This window comes from Capnocytophaga ochracea DSM 7271 (assembly GCF_000023285.1).
Taxonomy (GTDB): Bacteria; Bacteroidota; Bacteroidia; order Flavobacteriales; family Flavobacteriaceae; genus Capnocytophaga; species Capnocytophaga ochracea.
Map to the genome: position 1 here is coordinate 1,553,494 of NC_013162.1, position 25,371 is coordinate 1,578,864.

Sequence of the window (25,371 nt, forward strand, 5' to 3'; positions counted from 1 at the left end):
AAGCATTGAACTATATAGATTGGATAGACATTAAACGAAGATGAATTTGAGATAAAATACATAATATAAATAAGGTGATAAAAGTTTTTGTGTAAAAACTTCCAATTATCTGTGTAAAGGAGGTGAAAAAAGAGTGAAAAAAGAGGGTGTTTTTTACCAAAATAGCGTCTTGGAAATGTTAAATTTTTGTATACAAAAAGTTAAAATATAGCTAAAAAATAGCGGACTAAAAGGGTGGATTGTTTTTCTTTTTCACAGTTGTATGTAATTAATAATGTTATAGTTGTGTAAGGTTTTTCCGTTGAAAGAGCAGGGTGGGGAAGGGGTAGACGAGCGACTTTTGTTTTAACATTCGCAATAAAAGAGTTTTGCTGTTTCGAGAAAAATATATACTTTTGTGCATTAAAGTATAGTGATACTATTGTTTCAAAATAGCATATATAGCATTATGAGAAAGTTTTTTCTAACAATTGTTTTTATAGTAATGACGGTCTTCGGGCTTTCGGCTCAAACACCGCTGAACTTAAACAACTTTAATGTTTCCACAACACCAGGGCAATGTGCCTCAGATGGGAAGATTAAGGTAACACTTCCTACTACTATGGGGCCTGTAGGTACCAAGTTGCAGGTAAAACTCGATGTACCTGGTGACCCGAGTGGTCGTACTTGGCCTATGGAAATAGGAGTGACGGGTAAAAATGAACACGAGTTTACTACGCTTAAAGCGGGTACGTACACTGTTACAATGGTGAATGTAGCTAATAACCAGAAATCTACTTTACCTAAAGTGGTAACGGTTACTTCTTCGTACGTACCACCAACTTTTAAAAGTTTTAAATCGGTACCGCCGTCTTGTACAGGGAATGGTAATGACGGTAGCGTGGTTTTCAGTATACAGAAAGGAGCTAAGGGACCTTTTAAAGTGCGCCTTACCAAAGGGGGTACTGAGCTGTATAATGCCACTCATAATGCTGTTGCGGGGCAAGACTTGGAAATCACTATTCAAGGGACTAATGCTAAACCAATTACTACAGGAAGTGGTTATGAGCTTACCGTAGAAGATACAATGAATGGTACTCCGAATTGTGGGGAAACCAATAAAACTACTTTTTCAGTAGCGGCTTCTTCATTGAATATTGACTGTATGGAGTTTGAACTCGACAATGAGAATTCAGGTATACGCGTAGGAGCTGATTGTAAGTTTAATTTTTCATTTCGTATAAAACGAAAAGACAATGTAGGTATACAACAAAGTTTAGAGAATGAAATTAAAGGGAAACCTGGCACCGCTGTTATAAAACGATATGACTCAGCAGGGCATTATATCAATAGTTATGATATTACCTCTTCTTATCAAACGAGTGCTCGCCCACAAAAATCTAGTGCTTATTCTTTTATTACCAATAATACAGTACAATTTCAAGAAGGAGATATTATTGAACTGACCATTAACTTAGGGAAAACACCTATAGTTAAGAAATTTAAACTTGATAAGGACTTAGTAGATGTTCTAAGAAACAAATTGAACCCTACGAATTCACAAGATCCCTTTATATATATGGATAGAGCAGGTTCGACAGCGATAGCAGCAGTGAACCGTTCAGACCTAAACGCTGACCCTGCTAATCCTTGCCCCAGTGGTTCTTCGGCTAAGTATCTGTACGTAGAGGCTAATTGGAAAAAAATAGAATTGCCTAACCCAGACAGTGCTTCTGATAAGATGTACTTTGGGTTCTATAACTGGCAGAACTTTACTCCAGCAGACTGGGTAAAAAATCCATCAGCAGCAGGAGCCAAAGGATTTTACTTTGAAATATACAAGTATATAGGTGCAGGCGACCCGAGTTGGAATGCTACTTATACACAGTCAGAAATAAGCGACTCTACTAAATGGCAACTTCTTATACCAGGGACTGACTATACTTGGATAAACAACAACGGTAGTTTGTATGCCGATTTAGCTTCACAAGCTAATGGCTACTATAAGGTGAAGTTTAAAACTAAGGGAGCGGGAATTACTCAGTGCTATGAGCCAGAGCGTATTGTAAATATGACTCCTCTGCCTAATAAGATAGATGAGCGTTTTGACGGGATAGAAATTAATAGAGGGATATTTAAAGGTACTGTATCTATACGTAAATGGGTAGCAGGAAACCAATTTAATTATCCTATCACTGTGACTGTTGATTATTTAGACGATGGGCACAGTGGTACTACTCGTACTTTTGACTTCCAAACCGCTTTACCTTTTGAACCACTACACAAAGTAACGTATACTTTCCCTATGGTGAGAGAGGTGAGAAACCCTGATACTGCTAATGAGACGTATCGTTTTGAGTTTGGAGACCTTCCACAAGGTAGATATAATATTACTATTAAAGACCGTTGTGGCAATGAAGCAACCAAAGAATTCAACTTAAATACTCCGATGCAGTATGACAAAGATGAGGTGAAAGTAGAACAAGGATGTGTGGGAGCGGCAAAGGTTTCGTATGAAATAGGAACAACTCCTGTAGGAACACTACGTTATGCACAATATACTTTATTAAAAAAGACTGCCACAGGCTATGACCAAGTAGTAGGAAGGAGCAATGACCATTCACACACCTTTAATAACTTATCAGCAGGAGAGTATCTGTTACAGTCTACTTATTTTTATTACGCACGTATAAAACAATTGTGGGATGTAGGGAAACCTTCACAGAGAGAACAGTACTTTACTGATCCAGCTAATAGTATGAATTTGTATAGTGTAATCCCTTCTCCTGACACTCATAAACCTTCTGACCCTGTGAATGATGGTACAGGAGCTTTTCACGTCAGTCGTGTGTACTTAACCGTGAGCCCTACTGGAGAACTCAAACGCGATGTGGTGGGTACTTCGTGTAGTGCGGCATCGGGGACAGGACTTATAGCGGTGAACGTTACAAATCCTGAGTATATCCGTTACCCATTACAATTCAGTATTAAGAATACCGTTACAGGAGTAGAAATTAAATCGCCAGTATTTGGAGCTACTTCTACTGCTACGGGGTACGTATTTAAGAATGTTCCCGACGGTACTTATGCTGTGACCACTTCTCACGCTTGTGGTGATTACCCTGATTCGGCTTTGGTAACGGCAAATAACTATACTTCGCCAGGGGTTACCTATGTGGCAAGAAGCACGAACCCTTGTAATGGTGATGTGGTAGACCTTACCTTTGGCGGTTCGGCGCAACTCTTCAATATAGATTGGTTCCGTATAGAAGCTAATGCCACTGAAACTTTCTTGGGTAGTGAACAAACTATTAGTGATACGGTAACACGCAATACCCAGTATGTGGTGCGTTACAGTTTGAAAGACCTCGGGTTGTGTACTACTAACTCGGGCAGTCATACTATTACTGTAAACTTCGCTCCTGACGCCATACCTCCTGTGATTACAGGTTGCCCATCGCAAAATATTGAAGTAACTGCGGTAGCTAACCAATGTTACGGAATAGCACACTGGGGAGTGGTAACGGCAACCGATAACTGCCGTATAGGTTCTTGGAGTCAGACTCACCAAAGTGGAGAGCGTTTCCCGATAGGAACGACCTCGGTAACCTATGTGTTTAAGGATACCTCAGGTAATGCAGCTACTTGTACCTTTAACGTGGTAGTAAAATCGCGCGCTGTAGATATGGAGGTTACCAATGATTTTGTAGATGGTACAGGGGCTCCTATCAACCGCGATTTATCACTTACTGAGAACTTCAACTATCGCATTACTTATAGAAATAAAGGAACCGCAGGGGTAGTATCGTCGACCTTGGAGGTTACTTTGCCTAATCATCCTAATATTACCATAGGAACTCCTGATGTTACAGGGGCTACCCTTACTATCTACAAGCCTACCTTTACTAAATCGGGTAATGTGATTACTTTTACACTGCCTAAGCAAACACTTACAGCAGGGGGTAATGTGCGTACCATACTCATTCCTCTTACTCTAAAAGGAGAGTGTTCAGTAATCGGTAAGCCTTGTATGAATGTGTTGCAAGCTACTTACTCTTTAACTTACTCAGGAGGAACGGCAGCTTGTACTATTCCTGAACAAACTAGCACAGGCTCTAAAACTATTGCAATATCTACGCAAGAGTGTTCACGTACTGAGATTGCTTGTGCGGGCACCAATACACGCCTTACTGCTATAGAAGGATTTGTAAGCTATAACTGGTATAAGAACGGTGTGCAACAACCTAATCCGCTAAATCATAACTATATAGAGGTAAGCGACCCTGCTACTTATAGAGTAGAAAAGATAGCAGTGTGTGGCAATGTTACTTACACAACCACTGAAGAGATAAAATTGACATTGAGCAATGACCTACCAGACCCTATCAAACCTCAAGCTAACGGAGGTGATGTGTGTGCGGGTAACAACTTATGGGTAAGTCACTTTATATTGTGTAATCAGCCTTCACGTAATATAGTGGTGAACTTCCGCGATAGCAATATAATGTGGCAAAAGCTAAAAGCAGGCTCTTCGCCATCAAGCTTGAACTGTCCGAACTTAGATGATAGCGCTTGGGAAGATGTACATAGCAACAATACTTTTGTTGCCAACGCACAAGGTCATTTCCGCTTGCGTGTGTCAGACAAGGGTAACAACTGTGAGAAATACTTCTATTTTGATGTATTTACCAATTCACTTTCAGGTGAAATAATAGACTTTGCCAATGTGACCAGCTATCAGCAAGGTTTCATTACTATACGTATGGCTACGGCAGGTCTTGCTTATAAATATGTGTTGAAAAACTCAGCAGGCAATGTAGTGAACCAAAACGGACAAGCTTTTGTGATTACTACTAATTCAGAATACCGAGTGCCTATAACCATAGCCCCTGATACTTATACTGTTGAGGTTACTTCAACCGCTTTGCCAAGCACTTGTAAGGCAACTTTTATACAAAAAATAGAAAAACAAACTACTCTTACAGCCAAAGTAACTCCTAAGGCTTGGAAGAACTGTAACTCACTTACTACCCGTTTTGAAGCCGATGGAGGTAAGAATCCTTATCAGTTTGCTATTTGGAGTATTGACGGCGTAGTACAAAACGGCTATACTGATTACTCCGATGTACCTACTTCAGCTTTCATAGCTACCATACCTGCAGGTAGTAGCTTTGTAGAGCGTGATATACATATAGACCAACCTGGTAGATATGTGTTCATTGCCAAAGATGCTAACTCAGCTTATGCTCTTACTGCCCCTGTGGATATTTATCCAGAAGGACTCTTAGGCTATACAATCAAAACTCGCGATATCTTGTGTGGTTTTGCTAATAATTCTGGACAGGTGTCTATTACTTATAATACACAGCAAAACGTGAAGTCTACTCTTTACAAGTTAGACGACACAGGAGCACGAGTACAAAATATGGGTACCAACTCTACAGGTTTCTTCAATAACTTGGAAGCTGGTAAGTATGAAGTAGAAATACAAATACAGTTATCTACTACCAACATATGTACTTATAGGAACCGCAATATTGTAATTAATGATGTAGAAAGCACTTTGCGTGCTTATGCAGGAGTGGCTGAGGATATCTCTTGTGATACTTCAAGTCCTACCAAAGAGTATATAGTGCATATTAACAATGTGTCGGGAGGTACTGGTACAGGTTATGAGTTTAGTACTAATAACGTATCGTTTACTACTGTGCCTATTTTGCGTGTAGGCTCTACAGCAAGTGTGGTATATGTACGCGATAGTAATAAATGTACTCTTGAAATACCTATTACCATAAAACCAATAGTACCTGCTACCGTAAGTGCTTCTACTGTTACTTATGACTGTGAGGGTAAAGGTACCTTTACGGTAACTACTAACCCAGCAGGTAACTACGAATACGACATTGTAAAAGATGATGGTACTCTCAGCGAAACACGTACTTCTAATGTCTTTACATTAGACCCAGGTATTTATAGTGTTTATGTGCGGTATACACCGAAGACAGCTACGGGCACAACTCCTAATGTGTTGTTTAAAGAAGACTTTGGCAAAGGTAAGAATACTTGCGACTCCGAGTCGGTATTTATTACTTGTAATGCCAATGGTACTACTTTGGGTGATAACCAGTATATGATTACACGCCAAGTACCTACCACAGGAACTTACTGGGTATCTACACCACCGTCAGACGCTTCGGGAGTAACCGATGGTCGCTATTTAGCAATCAACGGAAGTAGCCCTGATAATGACAATGGTATTGTTTACAAACGCACGATTAGAGATGTAGTAGCCGGTCAAGAAATGAGTGTATCAGTGAACTTGTTCAACTTATTACCTGTTACCTATATAGGTGGTACTAACCCTAACTTGGTAGTACGCTTGTACAATCCTGGTAACCCAGCACAATACGTTGAAAGGTCATTAGGTGAACTTCCTCGTACAGGAGCTTGGCTCAATAAGAAAGTAACCTTTGCAACTACTGATATAACTGCTAATGCTTATATATTTGAGATTAGAAATATAGCAGCTGCTTCTACTGTGGGTAGTGATTTAGCAGTGGACGATATTGTGATTACACAACCTACTAAGATATGCCAAGTGCGTGCTGAAGGTCTTTCAGTGAAGATTGACAATAACAAAGGCTTTAAGGCACGTGGTACTACCTACGATGAAAAATGTGGCAAGAATGACGGTTCTATCTTCTTGACAGTTGATAATCCACCTTCTACATTTGTAGTAGAATATCAAATAGCGGGTACTACTACTTGGACGAGTGTTACCCTTACACAGCTTAATCCTGCTCAAGGGGTGGCTACTCTCACAGGAATTCCAGCAGTAAATAATGGTACGTTATTGGTGCGGAAAGCTAATGAACACAGTTGCCAAGTAGCCTTTAACTATACTATTAACAAGCCTGTACCTTTAACAGTTACGGCTACAGTTACAGCTCCGGTGTCTTGCTTTAATACCTTTGCAACAGTACGCTTTACTGCCGAAGGAGGTGCAAGACCTTATAAAACATTCCGCTTTACTCCTATAACAGGTACTACACCATCAGGCTCACAAGCGGCTGTAAATAACGAAGCTGACTTTGACTTACAGGTAGGTACTTATGTAATTGAAGTAGAGGATAACAATGGTTGTACAATGACGGCTACTCTTGATGTGCCAGCGCCTAAGCCATTGCAAATAGAAGTAGTAGACTTAGAACCTTGCTTTAAAGGTGGTAATACAGGTCGTTTGCAAGTGAAGGTAATAAATGGCAATGGTAGCTATCAGTTTAGTAAAGACGGAGGTGCAACTTTTGAGTCCAGCGCTACGAACTTTATCATTTACGAAAACCTATCGGTTGGTCTTTATAACTTTGAAGTAAAAGATGGTGCCGACTGTCGTACAAGCACTTCTTATACTATAGACAACCCATTGCGTATGCAAGTAATCTCTAAAGCAGCTTTAACTTGTGTACCTAATAGCGAAGCTGAGTATGATATTACTTACTCTGGTGGTAAAGCTGGAGGTGCTCGTCAGTTCTTGTGGAGCAATTCACCTACTGCCAACTTTACAGTAGCAGCCCCAACAGGTATTGCTATTAGCCAGTCTGGTAATACTTATACTTTCAAAACTAAGATACCAGGTGATTACTACTTTAAGATACGTTATCAAATGACTAATGGTGACTACTGCGAAGTGATTTCACCTAAACAAGAAATCAAGAAAGATGCTCCTGCTTTTGTAGTTACGCCTACTGTTGAAGGTATTAACTGCGCAGGCGTTAATTCAGGTAAGATACTCTTCAACAATGCCAACATTTCAGGAGGAGTAGCTCCTTATACTATAGAGTTTAATAATGGTCTTACCACCGTTACACGTCCAGTAGGAGATATTACAGGATTGGCAAAAGGAATCTATACTCTTACAATTGTAGATGCTTCAAACTGTAAATCCGACCCATTAGGTCTTACTGTTACCGAAATACCTGCAATGGTAGTCTCTGTTACCCATACTGACCTTGAGTGCTCTACTACGGGTACTCAGAAAGCTCAGGCAAGTGCTTGGGTGAATAAAGGAGGTACTGCACCATTCACTGTTACTTTAAATAAGAACGGCGTGGTGAATGCTACTCGTACTAATGTAGCTACTGGTTCAAGAGAAACCTTTATGAACTTAGACATTGGTAACTACCAAATAGTGGTAGAAGATGCTAAGTCTTGTAAGTATACTTATGACTTTGTTGTAAAATCCGATGCTAATGGCTTGGACGCACGAGGTACAGCCACAATAGGTTGTGCTGCCAACTCCGGTGAAATAGCTATCTCAGTATACGATAAGTCAGGTGGAACTATCGGTGCTAACCAATACATCGCTGTATATCGTGAAGGCATTACTCCTCCTTATGGAGCCACTACCAGTGTACAAGAAACAGTGGCTAACCCTCTAGGAGGAAATGATACTTGGTTCCACGGTGGTGCTGTGGTACCTACCACCTTGTCCGATGGTAGTATTAAAATGGCTTCTACTTACACCTTTACAGGTGTTACACCAGGGGTAACCTATACCTTTATCGTGTACGATGCAAGTAGCAAGTGTACTTTTATCAAGGAAGCTAATATACCTGTACCTACACAATCGCATTTAGAAGCTACTATCACAGGTGTTGCTTCTACTACTTGTGCCGATGCCAATGACGGTAAGGTGTTTGTTCACTTGAAGAACTGGACAAATAATAATATTACCTATCAGGTATTCCGCTATACACCTACTTATCCGTCATTAGGAACTGCTGTAGCTAACGGAAGCTTTGCACTCACAGCAGCCCCAGCAGTAGGTCAAGATGTAGTAATAGAAAATGTTCCAGCAGGTAGATATTTTGTCCTCTTTACTGAGGGTGGTACTAACTGTACACAAGGTACTACCAACTTTACCATAGGCAAGTCAGCGTCTTTATTGACAATGACTGCTACGGTTACCCGTAAAGCAAACTGTCAAGCACCGCAACCACAAGGTCTCGGTAAAATAGTAGTAGATGCCGCAGGTGGTACAGCCCCTTATCAGTATTACTATCACAATACAACCATATCAGCAGCACCTACTGGTACTGCCTTAGATAATGCCCTCACTACTTCTACTGATAACGAATCAAAAGACGTAGAAGCAGGTGTTTGGAAAGTATTCGTCAGAGATACTTCTGGCTGTTTGAGAGAAAACACAGTTACCGTAACCGTCGATTCTCAACCTTCTGTTGCCTCAATTACTGTCGATGACGCTTGTAGCGATAATACCGATTATCCTATTAGAGTGAAATTTAACAGCATAGGTATTGGTCAACATCAATATAAGATAGACGGTATTGTGAATTGGCAAAACATAACAGTAGCTACTGAAACTGTTTTACCAATACGCTTAGCACCAAATCCAAATCCATACACCATCTCATTTAAAGATGCTAATGGTTGCGAAACTAGTACTACATTTAGAGTACACGAGATGATTAAGTTTGATGCAAGTCACTTACCATTGTTGCCTTGTGGTGCTACTAATACAGTAACTATCAATGTAACTAATATCACAGGTGGTTCAGGTACTTATAAGTTTAGTCTCTACCGTGTGATTAACAAAGGTACTGCCAACGAACGTGCTGTGCCAGTGGTTACAGGGGCTAATGTTACAGGTAATGCACACAGTGTAATAACCAATGGTGGTATAGGTAGCTATCTCATCAATATCTATGATGCAGCTACTTGGGGTACTCCTGCCGAATGTGCTAAGTCGTTAGACTTCGTAGTAAGACCTCCTGAAATACCTAGACTCGAAGTCCTTTCGGTTACTACACCTACTTGTTATGCCGAAACTGCTACCGTACGTATAAAAGCAAATCCTGTTGATGGTATTCCATATACCTTTACAATCACCGATAATGCAGGGGTAGCAGTACCAGGTGTAACTCAGGTTCTAAATGGTAATTACGTAACCTTTAATAACGTACCATCAGGTGCAGCTATCTTAGGTGGTGCTACCTACCGTATTACAGCTGTAAGTGCACAAGTTTGTTCATCAACCATTGAAGTAACGGTTACCTCTCCTGATGTAATCTCAACTACCAATGCCCTTAGCAAAAAAGAGTACACTTGTGATGCTGATACCGGTGAAGTTACTAATCCACAATTGCTTTTCGATTTGAATAATGTAACAGGTGGTACTGAGTCTTATACACGTATTGAATACCGAGAGCTTGCCTCAGGTACCTTGCTCTATCAACAGCAAGTAACTCTGGGAGTAACCTCTTATAGCTACACCTTACCAAGCTATTTAACTACCGCTAATAGTTATTATGCACAGGTGTACGATACCAATGGTTGTAGTGCAACTACTACCGCAGTGACTATTTCACCTACACTTATGATGAGCGGTCTTACCGCTACTCAGTTACAAGCGAAGACTTGTAATGTAGATGAAAACATCTCTGTAACCCTCAGCACTACCACCGTATACAGTGGCGAACCTATCGAGTACTCAGTGAGCAAAGTAGGTTGGGGTACTATTACCGTAATACCTCCAGTAACGCTTAACTCACTTACTTATACTCTCACCCTTACCGAACCTTACGCTTATGTGATAAGAGCTAAGAATATGATTACAGGTTGTGAGGTAAGTACCAACTATACCGTCCTCGATCCTAACACCTTGTTGTTAGAAGCTAAGAACCCACAAAGGGTAACTTGCTACGGCGGTACAGGTTCTATTACCTTAGAACTTACCGACACCCGTCTTTCTGATGGCGACCAAGTGGCTAACGGATTTAGCTATACAATCTATCCGTTGCCAGTAGGTACTCCTATTACAGGTAACTCTACAGGTGCTACCATAGCACACGCAGGCTTGCCAGCAAGCAAGTACAGGGTAGAAGCTATCTCGGCTATTTCAGGTTGTAAAGCCGAAACTACCTTCGAGATAGTACAAGCCGAAGCTCCTATAACTGCTTTTGCTAAGGAAACAGCCAGTGTAACTTGCGATAATAACCGTGGAGAAATACTTGTAACTGTATCAGGTGGTTGGGCTCCTTATACTGTCAATATCCAAGGTGGTGCTATTACAGGTCGGAAAACCATAGCTCTCAATGGCGATAGTGCCTTGTTCACAGGCTTAGTATCTACGGGTACTCCTGGTGGTGTAGTAACCTATACCGTTACTGTTACCGATGCGTGGGGTTGTTCAGTAGTTTCTGGTACTACACAAGTAGGCTTGAAAACTCCTGACCCAATTACTGCTACCGTTTCCGTAACTCGTGATGTTACCTGTCAAGGTGACCACGATGGTGAAATCTCTATCGACCCATCAAGTCTAAGTGGAGGTTCAGGTAGATATTATTATACTATTGTAGATTCTAACTTTAATAATGATACCCATACTGATCCAAAAGACACCACATTTAAGAACTTGCTCCCAGGTATGTACACCGTTGAAATTTGGGATACTTGGGGTTGTAACCTCATCGTTCGACAATTGGAAGTAAAAGAACCTAAGCCTATCGTAGTGAATGTAACCGATTCTAACTTGCTCGTATGTCACAAAGGTAACGACGCTTGGATAGAGTTCACCGTTGATGGCGGTCGCCCTAACTACGACATCGCTATAATGAAAGAAGGCTCTAACGTTCCTGCACATACCGATTATGCTACCTCGTCAGCAACCGTAATCCGCGCTTCTAACTTAACCGAAGGCAATTACGAGATTGTGGTAACCGATAGCGTAAGCAGTACAACCAACGGCTGTGTGATGTCGCCTACTTATAAGTTCAGTGTTTACTCAGCTCCTGACCTCGACCCAACTACCGAGCAAGGCTTCAGTTGTGATAATAACGAGTTCACAACTTGGATAGAAGTACGCTTCAAAGACGAAGTAGATTTCAATAAGATAACCTACAAACTCAACGGAGCTACAACACCACAAACCTTCTCGCGTAACAACGGTGTGAATGTCGGCTATATCGACCAGAACAGGTTTAATATGAGTATAGCAACACAAACCTTAGAAATCGTCTATACCGATGTCCATTCAGTTACCGGAGCTGTTAAGCAATGTACTCAAATGGCTACCAAATCAGTAACTGTGGTAGAGTATCGCCAGTTGAACAATATCGTGAAATCACCTACTACCGTTATCAATACACTACAAGTAGAAGGTGTAAACGGCGTGAAACCTTATCTTTATGAGTTCAATGGCGAAGACTACGATACCAATAACGTCTACGAATTGAGAATGAACGACCGTGAGTACACCGATCCAGTCAGCGGTAAGAAACTCAAAATAGTAGATGTAGTAGTACACGATGCAGCAGGCTGTACGTTCTCCAAAACGTTCTATGAAGAATACTTCGATGTATTCATACCGAACTTCTTTACTCCTGACGGCGATGGCAACTACGATACGTGGGCACCACGCAGGGTAGATAAGTATCCGTTCATTCGTACTACTATTTACGACCGCTACGGTCGTCGCCTCAAAACGCTTAGAGCAGGCGAAGAATGGGATGGTAAGTACGACGGTAGAGATATGCCAACAGGCGACTATTGGTATCTCGTAGAACTTAGCGACGAACACGATACTCGTACCTTCAACGGTAACTTCACACTATATCGTTAAGATTTGTTTGCTTCATAGGTTATACATTAATTAATATTTATTTTAAAAGGGCTATCCGCTAAGGGTAGCCCTTTTTCATTTCTTAAAAATTTTATTACTATCCCAACTGTAATGGTCATTGTATTTTCCTTCACTTTATTTATTACCTTTTGCCTTTTATTTTTATCTTATACATCCCCATTTGCTAATTTCCTCATTCTCTCATTTCGTCACTTCTGGTATTATTGGCTTATTTTGGTGTTATCAGTTTTATCCCCTATCTTATGCATCATAATTAACGTCAGTTACAATTTATTCATTACTGTTCCGTGAAATCTACGCGAGACTTCCAGGCTTGCTACCTATTTGTTTGATTATTTTAAGATTTGTAAGATTTCTGTAGCGTAAGCTACACTTTTTTCTTACACCAATCTCACATTAACTTAAAACACTATAAACTCAATTAATGTTCGATTATAATTTAATTAATCGTTATTGTAGAGCCACTGTAGAGCCACTGTAGAGCCACTGTAGAGCCACTGTAGAGCCACTGTAGAGCCACTGTAGAGCCACTATACTTTCGTGCACATCACATTTGTTAATTATCAATTGTCAATTATCAATTGTCAATTGAAATACTTTTACCTATTTGTTTGATTTTCTTTAAAGAAACCCTCGTGCGTTTAACCTATACTTCTCTTATTAAACAATAATTTTACTCTAATAAAATTCTTATAATATTACTTGATTGTCAGGTATTTAAATATATAATGTTACAAATAACACAAAATAGTAGATAATATTATCTCTAAAAGTTTGTTTTGTATTGTAAAAATACCTATTTTTGTAGCGAAATTTAATTAAATGTATTTAGCAATGAAAACTAGACTAATGATGTTAGCTTTAGCAGTGTTGACTTCAGCAACCCTGTTTAGCTGCAAAAAAGACGATAAAGAGGGAGACTCTAATATAGTATTAGGGAAGAGTGCTGTAACCCTTAACTTAGGAGGGCAAGAAACTATAAAAGTAACAGCCCCCGATGGTATCAAAAAACCCCAATCTGAAGATGTAAATGTGGCTATTGCTACTGTGGGTAGAGATATTTGGGTTACTATCCAAAGTAAACAGAAAGTAGGAGAGACCCGTGTAAAAATAGAAAGTAAAACCGGGAATATAGCCTATATCAATGTAACTGTAAAAGACAAAGAAACTAATGATAGAGGTTTAGTCGTTTTGGGTAAAACCGTATTTGTTGATAGAGACCAAGAAGTAGAAGTTACTAATTTGCTCAAAAAATACAACGATGTAATAGATAAAGTAAATATCAAATCTACTTCATCTGCTTTGGCACAAGTACGTAAAGATGGAAATAGATTTTTTGTAAAAGGAATAGGCGAGGGACTAACTGGTGAAGTATACTTTGAAGATACCGCAGGTGAGAACGACAAGAAGAAGGGATTCCCTAAAGGAAGTTTTATCGTACACGTACGAGCTCCTTTCCTTGCAATACAAAGCGGTGAAGTAGGAGTAGGGCAAACCAAACGTATTGATTTAATCAATATCTATAACAATGCCTTTACTTTCGAAGGTGTAAATAATGATATTGCCACTGTTGAGTATGCAAGAGAATTAAGTGCAGGAACAGAAATTCCAAATGGTAGCTTTACAGGTATAAAAGTAACAGGTAAAAAAGCAGGCTCTTTTGTGTTAAAGCTTATTAATAGCGATGGTGATAACGGTAAAGGGAATGAAATTAGCTTGACAATCAATGTTACTGCTGTTGATAATTCCGCTTATATAATAAAAGACGGCGTACTTACAGGAATAAAAGCAGGTGTAAATTTAAAAGGAGCTATAAAACTTCCTGAAAACGTTACAAAAGTAGCAGCTACAGTCTTTAAGAATCAACCTGAGCTTACCGAGATTGATTTTAATAATGTTACTGAGATAGAAGGTAAAATATTTAGTGCAAATGAAGATGATGTATTAGGTATTAACGTTAATCTTACTTCTATTACATTGCCTAAAGTAGTAAAAATAGGAGATTCCTCTTTTAGAAATGCTAAGAAATTAACAAGAGTAGAATTACCAGCTACTTTAACTCACTTAGGACAATATGCATTCAGTAATTGTACTGCGTTACAACACGTAGCTTTTAGAGGAACAGTTCCTCCAAAAGGATTAGGTGCTCTCCCTAAAACTATTGTAAAAGGCAAACGTGAGCCAGCTCCAGAAAAACCTACCGCTACAGATGCTTTTGATGCTGGTCAGATACAATTATATATACCTTTAGCAAGTAAGTCAGCTTATAAAAATGCTTTAGGAGAATCTCCTTTCCGTGCAGGAGGTATATACAACCCTAAAGATATTTCAGAATTTAAATAATAGACAAGATAGTTGGAGATGATATACTTTTTTAGTAGTCTTATTCATAAGAATTAAATATTTAAAATAATAATTATAAAAAAAACCGTTATAAGTTGCAATACTTATAACGGTTTTTTATGTGTAATCTTTCAAGCATTCCAATTCTGAAATCAATTGTCCGTCGTGCTACTACTTTCTGAGGCATAGTTTTGTTCTTTAGCCCAAATTCATCTCAAATTGTATTTGCTTAATTAAAGTGCCTGCCGTGCTACGGCCGGCCGGCTCAAATAAAAAGAGGCTTCTAACCCCTTAGAAGCCTCTTGAATTTAATAATAAAAAAGAAAACTTAAAAATAAAAATTATGAAAAAAACTTTTTGTTTACAATTACATTCTTGTTTTTATACACAACTTGTAGTTCGTTTATTTCTTTGTTGTTGGTTATGAAAAAGTCTCTTATCTTTTTTGATGGCACAAAGATACGTTAAAAAATGTAACTACCAAAAAATATTCAAAAAAATATGCAAAAAAATATAACTATTGTCGCTGAAATTCTTATTTTACTGTTAATAATTACACATTAAATCTTTAAAAACACTGCGTTTTATCTGTTAAAAAACCGTTTTTAACAGATAAAACGCAAAGAAAATGTTAAAATCCCGAGAATAACGCAAAGAATGTTAAAGTTTTATTTTTGTCCTTTTAAGACAATACTATCTTCTTTAAAACGCCCAAAATCCTTATAAAAAAGCTATTGTGTTACCCTTCCCTTTATTCATTTTAGAACAATAAAAGGATTCAGCTATCTTCTTAATGTTAAAATGAAGGTCTTAAATATTTGTTAATGTAAAAGGAATGTTAAAAGCAAAAACTACCTTATTTCTAAGAGATAGTATTTGTATAATAAACAAAAAAGATATAATACACTTTTATTATCCAGATACTTTTCGTACCTTTGCCCTCTCAAATTAAATCATTATGAGTATAACAACAAACAAAACCATTGGCGAAATCGTAGCCGACGATTTTCGCACTGCCGCTATATTTAAAAAACACGGTATTGATTTTTGCTGCAAAGGCGGTCGTACTATCGACGAAGCCTGTGAGAAAAAAGGAGTAGAGAAAAACGCGCTTATTAGCGAGTTAGAAGCACTCCCCAAAGGCAATGGTAACGAGGTCGATGTACGCGATTGGCCTCTCGACTTGCTTGCTAACTATATTGTGCGCATTCATCATCAATACGTGCACGACAAAACCCCTATGCTCTTGCAGTTTCTCGATAAGCTATGTCGTGTGCACGGCGAGCGTCACCCTGAGCTCTTTGAAATCAATCGTATTTTTAATGAGAGTGCTCGTGACCTCGAGTCGCATTTTAAAAAAGAAGAAGGAGTGCTTTTCCCTTTTATCGAAAGCCTCGTAAAAGCACAACAATCAGGGCAACCTCTTGGCGATATACCTTTCGGTACGGTAGAGAACCCTATTGCAATGATGATGCACGAACACAGTGCAGAAGGTGAGCGTTTCGAGGAAATAGTAAAGCTTACCAATAACTATACGCCTCCTGCCGACGCTTGTAATACTTACAAGGTAACGTATCAAATGTTGCAAGAGTTTGAAACCGATTTAAATCGTCATATCCACCTCGAAAACAATATCCTTTTCCCTAAAGCAATTGCTTTGGAAAAACAGCTTCGTCAAGCGTAGTTTATTATTAGGATTATCAATAAAAAAGAGTTCGGTAAGAATACCGAACTCTTTTTTATTTCAGTTTTAAGTATTTACCTGTGTAGCTCTTTTTGTTTTTAGCGATTTCTTCGGGCGTACCCGTTGCTATGAGATTACCTCCCTTAGCACCGCCTTCTAAGCCTAAATCTATCACGTAGTCAGCCGATTTTATCATCTCTACATTGTGCTCTATAATAATTACCGAATGCCCTTTTTCTATAAGAGCTTGTAGCGAGTCTAAGAGCTTTCGAATGTCGTGAAAGTGCAACCCCGTAGTAGGCTCATCGAAGATGAAAAGCACCTTTTCTTTACTGTCTGATTTCGATAGAAACGACGCTAATTTTATCCGTTGGGCTTCCCCACCCGATAGGGTAGAAGAGGATTGCCCCAGTGTTACATACCCCAAACCTACATCTTGCAAAGGTTTGAGTTTTTCGGCTATTTTGGTTTGTTTGTGCTTTTGGAAAAAGGCTACGGCATCATCAATAGTAGTGTTCAGCAGGTCATCTATGTTTTTGCCTTCGTACATCACTTCAAGCACTTCTTTTTTGAAGCGTTTGCCGCCACAAGCCTCACAAGTGAGGTGCACATCAGCCATAAATTGCATTTCTATGGTTACTTCACCCTCTCCTTTACATACTTCACAACGCCCCCCATCAACGTTGAACGAGAAGTGTTTGGATTGGAAATTGCGCATCTTTGCCAACTTCTGACTTGCAAAGAGGGCGCGAATATCGTCGTAAGTCTTAATATAGGTAATAGGATTTGAACGGGTAGATTTGCCAATAGGGTTTTGGTCTACAAACTCCACACTTTGCAAGTGCTTGTATTTGCCCTCTATTTTGGTAAACTGACCGATTTTCTCTCCGCCTAAGTCTAATTCTTTCTGAATAGCAGGATAGAGTAGCTTTTTCACCAAAGTCGATTTTCCACTACCCGATACCCCTGTAACTACCGTGAGCATATCCAAAGGAAAAGTAACATCTATATTTTTAAGGTTGTTCTCGCGACAGCCTACCAAAGTGATGTAGTGAGGCGAAGTGCGTCGCTTTTTGGGTACTTCAATTGTTAAGCGCCCACTGAGGTATTTCCCCGTAAGGGTGTTGGCTTTTAGAAGTTCGTTGTAAGTGCCTGTCGCTACTACTTCGCCACCGTGCGTACCGGCTTCAGGACCTATATCAATAATATGGTCGGCAGCTTTCATAATATCCTCGTCGTGCTCCACCACAATCACCGTATTGCCTAAGTCGCGCAGGGATTTTAGTACGCTTATCAGTCGTTCGGTATCGCGTGGGTGCAAACCGATACTGGGCTCATCGAGTATGTACATAGAGCCTACCAAACTACTGCCCAACGAGGTCGCTAAGTTAATGCGCTGGCTTTCCCCTCCTGAGAGCGTGTTCGATTTTCGGTTGAGCGTTAAGTAACCTAAGCCTACATCGGCAAGGAATTGCAAGCGGTTGTTAATTTCTAAAAGCAATCGTTTGGCTACCTCTTGCTCATAGTCGGTGAGCTTGAGTTCTTTGAAAAAGATTTGTAGTTCTTCAATAGGCAATTCTACCAAGTCCGAAATGCTTTTGCCTGCTATTTTTACGTAGTTAGCCTCTTTGCGCAAACGCTTGCCGTGGCATTCGTGACAACGCGTTTTTCCGCGATAGCGTGCCAAGAGCACTCGGTTTTGTATTTTGTAACTTTTGTCTTCTAACTCTTTGAAAAAATCGGTGAGTCCTGTGAAATACTTGTTACCGTCCCAAACCAATTGTTTCTGCTCATTGGTGAGCTCAAACCAAGGCTTGTGTATCGGGAAATCGAACTTATAGGCGTTATTCACCAATTGGTCACGAAACCAACTCATCGTCTCGCCACGCCAAGGATAGATAGCATTCTCGTAGACCGAAAGACCTGTGTTAGGTACGATAAGGTCTTCATCAAGTCCGATAGTATCACCATAACCATCGCATTTTGGGCAAGCCCCATAAGGGTTGTTAAAGCTGAACAAATGTACGTTAGGCTCTAAAAAAGTGATACCGTCCAACTCAAACCGATTGCTGAAATGCGTTTGTACCACCCCGTCCATTTCTTGAATATAGCACTCGCCTTTGCCTTCAAAAAAAGCCGTCTCTACCGCATCGGCAAGGCGGTGCTGAAAGTCTTCGTCGTGACGCACAATCACCCTATCTACTACCAATTGGAAATTGTCGAGATTCTTAGGTAAGTTGTCTTCCTCAATAAGGATAATTTCTTCTTTGTATAGAATGCGTGCATAGCCCTGTTGTAATAGGAGTTTGAGCACTTGCTCTACGGTGCGGTCTTTGGGGATACTCACAGGGGCTAAAAGCAACAATTTCGTACCTTTGGGATATCGCATTACTGCATCTACCACATCGGTAACCGTATGTTTTTTCACCTCTTGTCCCGAAATTGGCGAATACGTCTTCCCGATACGAGCAAAAAGCAGCTTCAAGTAGTCGTACACCTCGGTAGAAGTGCCCACAGTAGAACGTGGGTTCGAGGTATTTACTTTCTGTTGAATCGCAATCGCAGGGGCAATCCCTACGATATTGTCTACTTTGGGTTTGTCTAACTTACCCAAAAACTGACGCGCGTACGACGATAGGCTCTCCACATAACGGCGCTGTCCTTCGGCGTAAAGCGTGTCAAACGCCAATGATGATTTACCCGAGCCCGAAAGTCCTGTAATCACCACTAACTTATTACGAGGAATCCCTACAGTTATATTTTTAAGGTTGTGTAATTTAGCACCCTTTATAAGTATCTCTTTGGTTTTCATTTGTTTATTTTAGCAGTTTTATATGCGCTTCTAATTCTTCTATTTCTTTTAAATCTTCTAAGTCAGCTTGCTGAGCATCATATTGTTTCCGTTTCACTTCAAACTCGTCATACACTTTTCTCACTATTGTTTTCATTTGTTCGTTGCTCACTGAGCCATTGCCTTTTAGTACTTTTTTATCGTTGAATTCAATAATCCTATCGATGTTCTCACGCCAGAAATCCATAGTAATGTCTTGTCGGTTTTTAGCTCTTAATTCCGCCGATTCTAAGAATACCATTACAAACCGATTTAAGCTATCAATCTCATTATCAGTAAGGTAATTCTTAGCTATGTAAATATCCCCTTTCCTCACTATGTTTCCCTCCCACGAGGTAAGTGCCATATTGTTTTGCGAAGCATCAGCACGACTGACAATCAATTCAGCAGCCGTTTGACCTGTGATAGCGTATAGAATTTTATTTTGAGTTTGTGCATAAAACATCTGGGTCGCCTTATCGGTTTTATCATAATCGCTACTGAGCATAAATAAGTCTCTTATTTTTTGGTAGAAGCGTTTTTCCGAAGCTCTAATGTCGCGAATACGGGCGAGTAATTCGTCGAAATAATCAGGTCGCCCATCGGGGTTTTTCAGCCGTTCATCGTCCATCACAAATCCCTTCACCATAAATTCTTTCAAGTACTGGTTAGCCCATTGCCTGAACTGAACTCCTCGCTTACTACGCACCCTAAATCCAATAGCCAGAATCATATCCAAACTGTAAAAAGTAACTTCATAATTCTTCCCATCACAGGCAGTTGTTAAGTAATTCTTAATAACTGAATTTGGAGATAATTCATTATCCTTTAGTATATTAGATATGTGCATACTGATATTAGGAACAGAGGTGTCAAAAAGGTCAGCAAGCTGATTTTGGTTCAACCATACCGAGCCGTCTTTGGCAAAAAGAGAGATTTTCACCTTACCGTCGTCGGTCTTATAAATGATGATTTTTTGTTGTGTGTTCATTGTTTTATCTATCGAGGGGGCAAAGGTACAAAATAATTAACAAATAGGCTAATAGGAAAAATTCTTACTATAGCAAACATACAAAATTAAAAGTTAATATCATTTCTATATATAATTCTGATTTACAGTATCCTTTTGAAGAATGTCTTTGTAAAACCTAAGCAACTTGTTACTAAAATCCGTGAATTAAATGAATCCCTCCGCTAATGCGTTTCTTGTAGCTCGTGCCTCCGAGCTTCTTCAATTAATTTTCTGTTTCATTTGCTAATTTTATACCTCCTCGTGTGCTTTGTACGGTCTTTTTTTGAAGATAACCAGCGAGAGAAAGGTATTGTAAGGGGAATATTTATAATCAATAGGTTAATTCAACCCTTGATTGCTATTAGTAACATTCTAAACTCAATCAGTATTCACTTAGTATTCAGTTAATCTTTGGTTAGTCTTCATTGTAGACCCACTGTAGACCCACTGTAGACCCACTGTAGACCCACTGTAGAGCCATTGTAGAGCTACTGTAGACCCACTCTTCGTCCATCTATCCTATAAGCTTTGTATAATCCCCTCCCAAATTCACCATTCACCATTAATCATTAACCATTAATCATTAACCATTAATCATTAACCATTAATCATTAACCATTAACCATTAATCATTAGCTAATGTCTATGCGACCTCGCACTTTTGGCATATAAATTGCATATAATAAACTAAAAACAAACATATGAAACAGTACATTTTATTATTCTCATTGGTCTCTACAATGGCAATAGCACAAACCCAAACACCTTCAGTGCAAGTGGTGGGTGAAGGCATTGTATATGTTATCCCCGATGTCGTAAACATCTCTATCAGTATAGAAAGAGAAGGACTTGACCTTAAAAATTTGCGACAAAAAAACAGTGAAGAAGTAGCCAAGGTCTTGGAGACTTTGAGTAAAGAACTGCCAAAGGAAAACTTCCAAACCAGCTATGTTTCACTTTATAAAGACGATTATAACAAGATTAATAAATATCGCGTTTTACAAAATATTACTATTAAATTAGAAGATATTAGCAAATACGATAGTTTAATGAACGCTATTTTTGATGCAGGCGTAAACCGTATCAACAGTGTAAGTTTCGATGTGAAGAATAAAGAAAAGCATTTGCAAGACGCTCGTGTAGCTGCCATTGAAGATGCTCGTAAAAAAGCACTGCTCTATGCAGTAAGTTTAGACCAAAATATAGGCAAAGCCATTGCTGTTAAAGAACTCTCATCAAACTTTAACGATGTACAACCTACTTTCAGATCCAGTAAAGTGAGCTTAGGTAGTAGCGGAGCGGAAGCTAACGACGACACCTTAGCAATAGGCAAAATAGCGGTAGAAGCACAAATAAATGTAGCTTTTGAATTACTCAATAAATAGATATTTCTATGAATACACAAGAAATCATCGCTTATATATTAGTTGTTATAGCAGTAGGCTATCTCGTAAAAACACTTTTTTTTAAAAAGAAAAAGAAAAGTTGTGGAGGAGGAACTGATTGTAAGTGTGGATAAAAATAACGAGATTTTTCTCGGCATTGTAATATATTTTTAAATTGCGCAGCCCCCTTTTTGGGGGCTTTTTTTATCTTTTATTCTTTTGTTTTTATCTTTTTTCTATTTGTTATAGGCTATTTTTCTTTTTATTACTTTCTTAGAGCTTCTTTTTAGCCTTTGATTATGAATGTCTTAAAACTCATTAGACGATTTTAAACCTTTTATAGACGATTTTAAACCTCTATTTCTTCATCTATTTTGTACTTTTGAACCATCAAAACCATACGAAAACAAACGAACAAACAACCATTGTATGAAAAGAAATCTATTTTTATCAGTTCTGTTGTTCTTATTAGTGAGTTGGAGCTATGCGCAACAACGCACTATCCGTGGAACTGTCAGCGATGCTACTACCAAAGAGCCCCTAATGAGTGCTTCGGTAGTAATTAAAGGAACTAGTAAGGGTGTCAGTACCGATATGAGCGGTAAGTATACCATAGAGGTATCGGTAGGGCAAACCTTAGAAGTCTCATTTATGGGTTATGTAACTCAAAATGTAAAAGTAACCGCCAATACACCTTCACCTTTGAATATTGCTCTTGCCGAAGAGCAAAGAAAGTTAGACGAAGTAGTGGTCGTAGGTTATGGCGTTACTAAAGTACGTGATTTAGCAGGTGCTATTACCTCCATCAAAACCAATGATGTAAAAGCAGGGGTGGTAGCCGATATGTCACAGATGTTAAAAGGTCGTGCCTCAGGAGTACAAGTGCGCCAAAACTCACTCGAGCCTGGTGGTAATGTATCTATCCGTGTACGTGGTGCTTCTTCAGTAAGTGCCGATAACGAACCACTCTACGTAATCGATGGATTCCAAACAGATAATATGTCGCAAATCAGTATAGACGACATCGAATCAATCGAAATCTTAAAAGATGCCTCTACTACTGCTATTTACGGAGCTCGTGGTGCTAATGGGGTTATCCTTATTACTACTAAAAAAGGTAAAGAAGGTAGCTTTAATGTAGAGTATTCTAACCAAACTTCTTATAAGAATATGTATAATCCTTGGGATTTGCTCGATGCTGGAGAAACCATAGCACTTACCCGTCGCTTATATGAACAAACCCAAGACGCCGCTTATGGCAAATGGACAGCTCAACAAGCTACCTATCGCGGTAAAGGTACCGATTGGCTCAAAGAAACCACTCACGATGCCTTTACTGTATTGCATCAACTTTCTGTATCAGGTGGTACTGACCGCTTATCCGCTTTTATGTCAGGTAACTACCTTACCGAACCTGGTATTCTGCTCAATACCGATTATAATCGTTATGGAGGACGCATCAATTTGCAGTACAAGATAAGTCCGAAAGTAAGAGCGGGGGCTAATATGAGTTTTTCCAAATCTAAAAAGAAATTCTTAGATATGGGTACAGTCTCTTCTGATAAAAATATTATGTATCGTATCTTTAATTTGGAACCTTGGAAAAATAAAGAAGGTTTCGATGTGTTTGGAACTAAAGACCGTCGTCCTGCTGTGTTCGAAGAAATGAGCGGAGCACAACTCTATCGCCATTTTAATACAATGTATGCAACCGCCTATGCCGATATAGATTTGTTGCCTTCACTTACTATCAATGGTCGTTATACTTATGCTTATGACCATTTAAAAACTGAAAAGTATTATGACCGTTCTACTTCTATAGGTCAGTCTTACAAAGGACAAGCATTTCTCAGTCACGAAGAAAACGTAAAACACCAAATAGAAGGTGTGGCTACTTATCACCCTAAAATGGAAGGTAAACACGATGTAAAAGTAACCGCAGGTACTTCCTATATTTATCAAAGAGGTAAAGGAGATGAAGTGCAAGCCTATGGTTTTGCTTCCGATGTATTCTCTTTCAAAAATATTGGAGCTGCCCAACATTTAGATTGGATAGGTTCAGGTGAATCCTCAATCAAAAAAGCTTCTGTTTTCGGTCGTGCCGAATACATCTTCAATAATCGTTATATTATCAACGCTTCAGTTCGTGCCGATGGTTCATCAGTGTTCGGAGCTGACTATCGTTGGGGTATATTTCCTGCGGGATCTATCGCTTGGCACTTAGGAGAAGAAGAGTTTATGAAATTTGCTAAACCTCTTTTCTCTCGTATCAAATTGCGCACTAGCTATGGGCTTAGTGGTAACGATGGTATCCGTTTTGGTTTGTCACAATACCAATACTCTGTACGCGATGTGTATATTGGTAATGACGTGAACTCTAAAGGTATGTATCCTTCTAATCCCTACAATCCAAAACTCCGTTGGGAAACCACTGCACAATGGAATGCCGGTATCGATTTAGTGGTTGGTAGAGTAGAAGCCAGCTTCGATTATTATATCAAACGCACTCACGACTTGTTAAACCCTGACCCTATTCACCCTTCAGGAGGTTTCCCTAACTATGTGAATGACGGTCGCCGTTTTGAGTATACCGCAATGATGGTAAACGATGGTGAGATTGAAAACCGAGGCTTTGAAGTGGCTATCAAATCTACCAATATCAATAAAAACGATTTTGTGTGGACTACAGCATTTAACTTCTCTCATAACCGTAGTGAGGTATTGAAACTCAACGATGGAAAACCACGTTTTCAGTATATACGTCCTCACGGTTCTTATGACGAAAAAGAATATATGATGCTCAAAGAAGGTGAACCTCTTAGTGCTATCTATGGTTATGAGTTCGATGGTATCCTTCAAGAAGGTGAAACTTATGCACCACAGCCTAACTCAGCACCTGGTGACCCTAAGTTTAAAGACCTCAATGGTGATGGTAAAATAGACGAAAAAGACCGTACTGTATTGGGTACTGGTATCCCTAAAACTATCATAGGTCTTAACAATAGTTTTACCTATAAAGGGTTTGACTTCTCTTTCTTCTTTGAAGCCTCATTAGGAGCCAAGATGCTTAACTTAACTCGTATTTATTTGGAAGATAATAACCGCCTTTCGGATTCAGCTGACCGTTGGACAAAAGCTCACGCTTCTAACAGTGTGCCTCGTAATGGTTATCAAAAAACAGCCAAATTGCAATATGGTTCTTATGTAAACTCTCGTTTTGTAGAAGATGCCGATTTCGTAAAATTGCGCAATGTTGAGTTAGGATATACCTTCACAGGCAGTCAATGGAATATGAAAACTCTTAAAACAATGCGTATGTTTGTAGGAGCTCAAAATTTGCTTACCTTCACTAAATACCAAGGTTTCGACCCCGATATCAGTACCAATGGTAGTAGTGCTATTGCACAAGGTTTGGATTTGAACTCTTATCCTGCTTACAGAACCATTAACTTTGGAGTGAAATTAACTTTTTAACGC

8 protein-coding genes are annotated in these 25,371 nt (G+C 39.3%); 6 read left to right on the plus strand and 2 right to left on the minus strand.

Going from position 1 to position 25,371, the window contains the following annotated elements; all coding sequences use genetic code 11:
• The first annotated feature begins 448 nt into the window (after nucleotides 1–448).
• From COCH_RS06705 to ric, 3 genes are all read left to right on the plus strand, one after another.
• Nucleotides 449–12,619, plus strand: a complete 12,171-nt coding sequence (locus COCH_RS06705; RefSeq protein ID WP_041546757.1) for a T9SS type B sorting domain-containing protein — start codon at nucleotides 449–451, stop codon at nucleotides 12,617–12,619.
• Nucleotides 12,620–13,462: 843 nt separating this feature from the next.
• Nucleotides 13,463–14,983, plus strand: coding sequence for a leucine-rich repeat domain-containing protein (locus tag COCH_RS06710; RefSeq protein WP_015782483.1), 1,521 nt, complete (start codon nucleotides 13,463–13,465; stop codon nucleotides 14,981–14,983).
• A gap of 958 nt (nucleotides 14,984–15,941) precedes the next feature.
• On the plus strand, nucleotides 15,942–16,667 hold the full coding sequence (ric, locus tag COCH_RS06715) for an iron-sulfur cluster repair di-iron protein (RefSeq protein WP_009422601.1): 726 nt from the start codon (nucleotides 15,942–15,944) through the stop codon (nucleotides 16,665–16,667).
• 55 nt (nucleotides 16,668–16,722) lie between these two features.
• Here ric and uvrA read toward each other — a convergent pair whose 3' ends face one another.
• Nucleotides 16,723–19,479: an excinuclease ABC subunit UvrA gene (uvrA, locus tag COCH_RS06720; protein ID WP_015782484.1), complete on the minus strand. Its 2,757-nt coding sequence runs from the start codon at nucleotides 19,477–19,479 to the stop codon at nucleotides 16,723–16,725.
• A gap of 4 nt (nucleotides 19,480–19,483) precedes the next feature.
• Complete coding sequence (locus COCH_RS06725; RefSeq protein ID WP_009419174.1) at nucleotides 19,484–20,488, minus strand: virulence RhuM family protein; 1,005 nt, start codon at nucleotides 20,486–20,488, stop codon at nucleotides 19,484–19,486.
• A gap of 722 nt (nucleotides 20,489–21,210) precedes the next feature.
• On the opposite strand from COCH_RS06725, the gene COCH_RS06730 reads away from it, so the two are divergent.
• The 3 genes from COCH_RS06730 to COCH_RS06735 all read left to right on the plus strand — a co-directional run bounded on the left by COCH_RS06730 (nucleotide 21,211) and on the right by COCH_RS06735 (nucleotide 25,368).
• The gene (locus COCH_RS06730; RefSeq protein ID WP_015782485.1) at nucleotides 21,211–21,894 is read left to right on the plus strand and encodes an SIMPL domain-containing protein; all 684 of its coding nucleotides are present in this window, start codon (nucleotides 21,211–21,213) and stop codon (nucleotides 21,892–21,894) included.
• An 8-nt stretch (nucleotides 21,895–21,902) separates the two neighbouring features.
• Nucleotides 21,903–22,028: a FeoB-associated Cys-rich membrane protein gene (locus COCH_RS11535; protein WP_002675350.1), complete on the plus strand. Its 126-nt coding sequence runs from the start codon at nucleotides 21,903–21,905 to the stop codon at nucleotides 22,026–22,028.
• A gap of 295 nt (nucleotides 22,029–22,323) precedes the next feature.
• A complete protein-coding gene (locus COCH_RS06735; RefSeq protein WP_015782486.1) occupies nucleotides 22,324–25,368 on the plus strand; it encodes a SusC/RagA family TonB-linked outer membrane protein in 3,045 nt (1,014 codons plus the stop codon).
• Nucleotides 25,369–25,371: the final 3 nt, after the last annotated feature.

Excerpts from the sequence above, each read along its gene's own strand:
- COCH_RS06705 (WP_041546757.1), top strand. The coding sequence starts at position 449 with ATGAGAAAGTTTTTTCTAACAATTGTTTTTATAGTAATGACGGTCTTC.
- COCH_RS06710 (WP_015782483.1), top strand. The coding sequence starts at position 13,463 with ATGTATTTAGCAATGAAAACTAGACTAATGATGTTAGCTTTAGCAGTG.
- ric (WP_009422601.1), top strand. The coding sequence starts at position 15,942 with ATGAGTATAACAACAAACAAAACCATTGGCGAAATCGTAGCCGACGAT.
- uvrA (WP_015782484.1), bottom strand. The coding sequence starts at position 19,479 with ATGAAAACCAAAGAGATACTTATAAAGGGTGCTAAATTACACAACCTT.
- COCH_RS06725 (WP_009419174.1), bottom strand. The coding sequence starts at position 20,488 with ATGAACACACAACAAAAAATCATCATTTATAAGACCGACGACGGTAAG.
- COCH_RS06730 (WP_015782485.1), top strand. The coding sequence starts at position 21,211 with ATGAAACAGTACATTTTATTATTCTCATTGGTCTCTACAATGGCAATA.
- COCH_RS11535 (WP_002675350.1), top strand. The coding sequence starts at position 21,903 with ATGAATACACAAGAAATCATCGCTTATATATTAGTTGTTATAGCAGTA.
- COCH_RS06735 (WP_015782486.1), top strand. The coding sequence starts at position 22,324 with ATGAAAAGAAATCTATTTTTATCAGTTCTGTTGTTCTTATTAGTGAGT.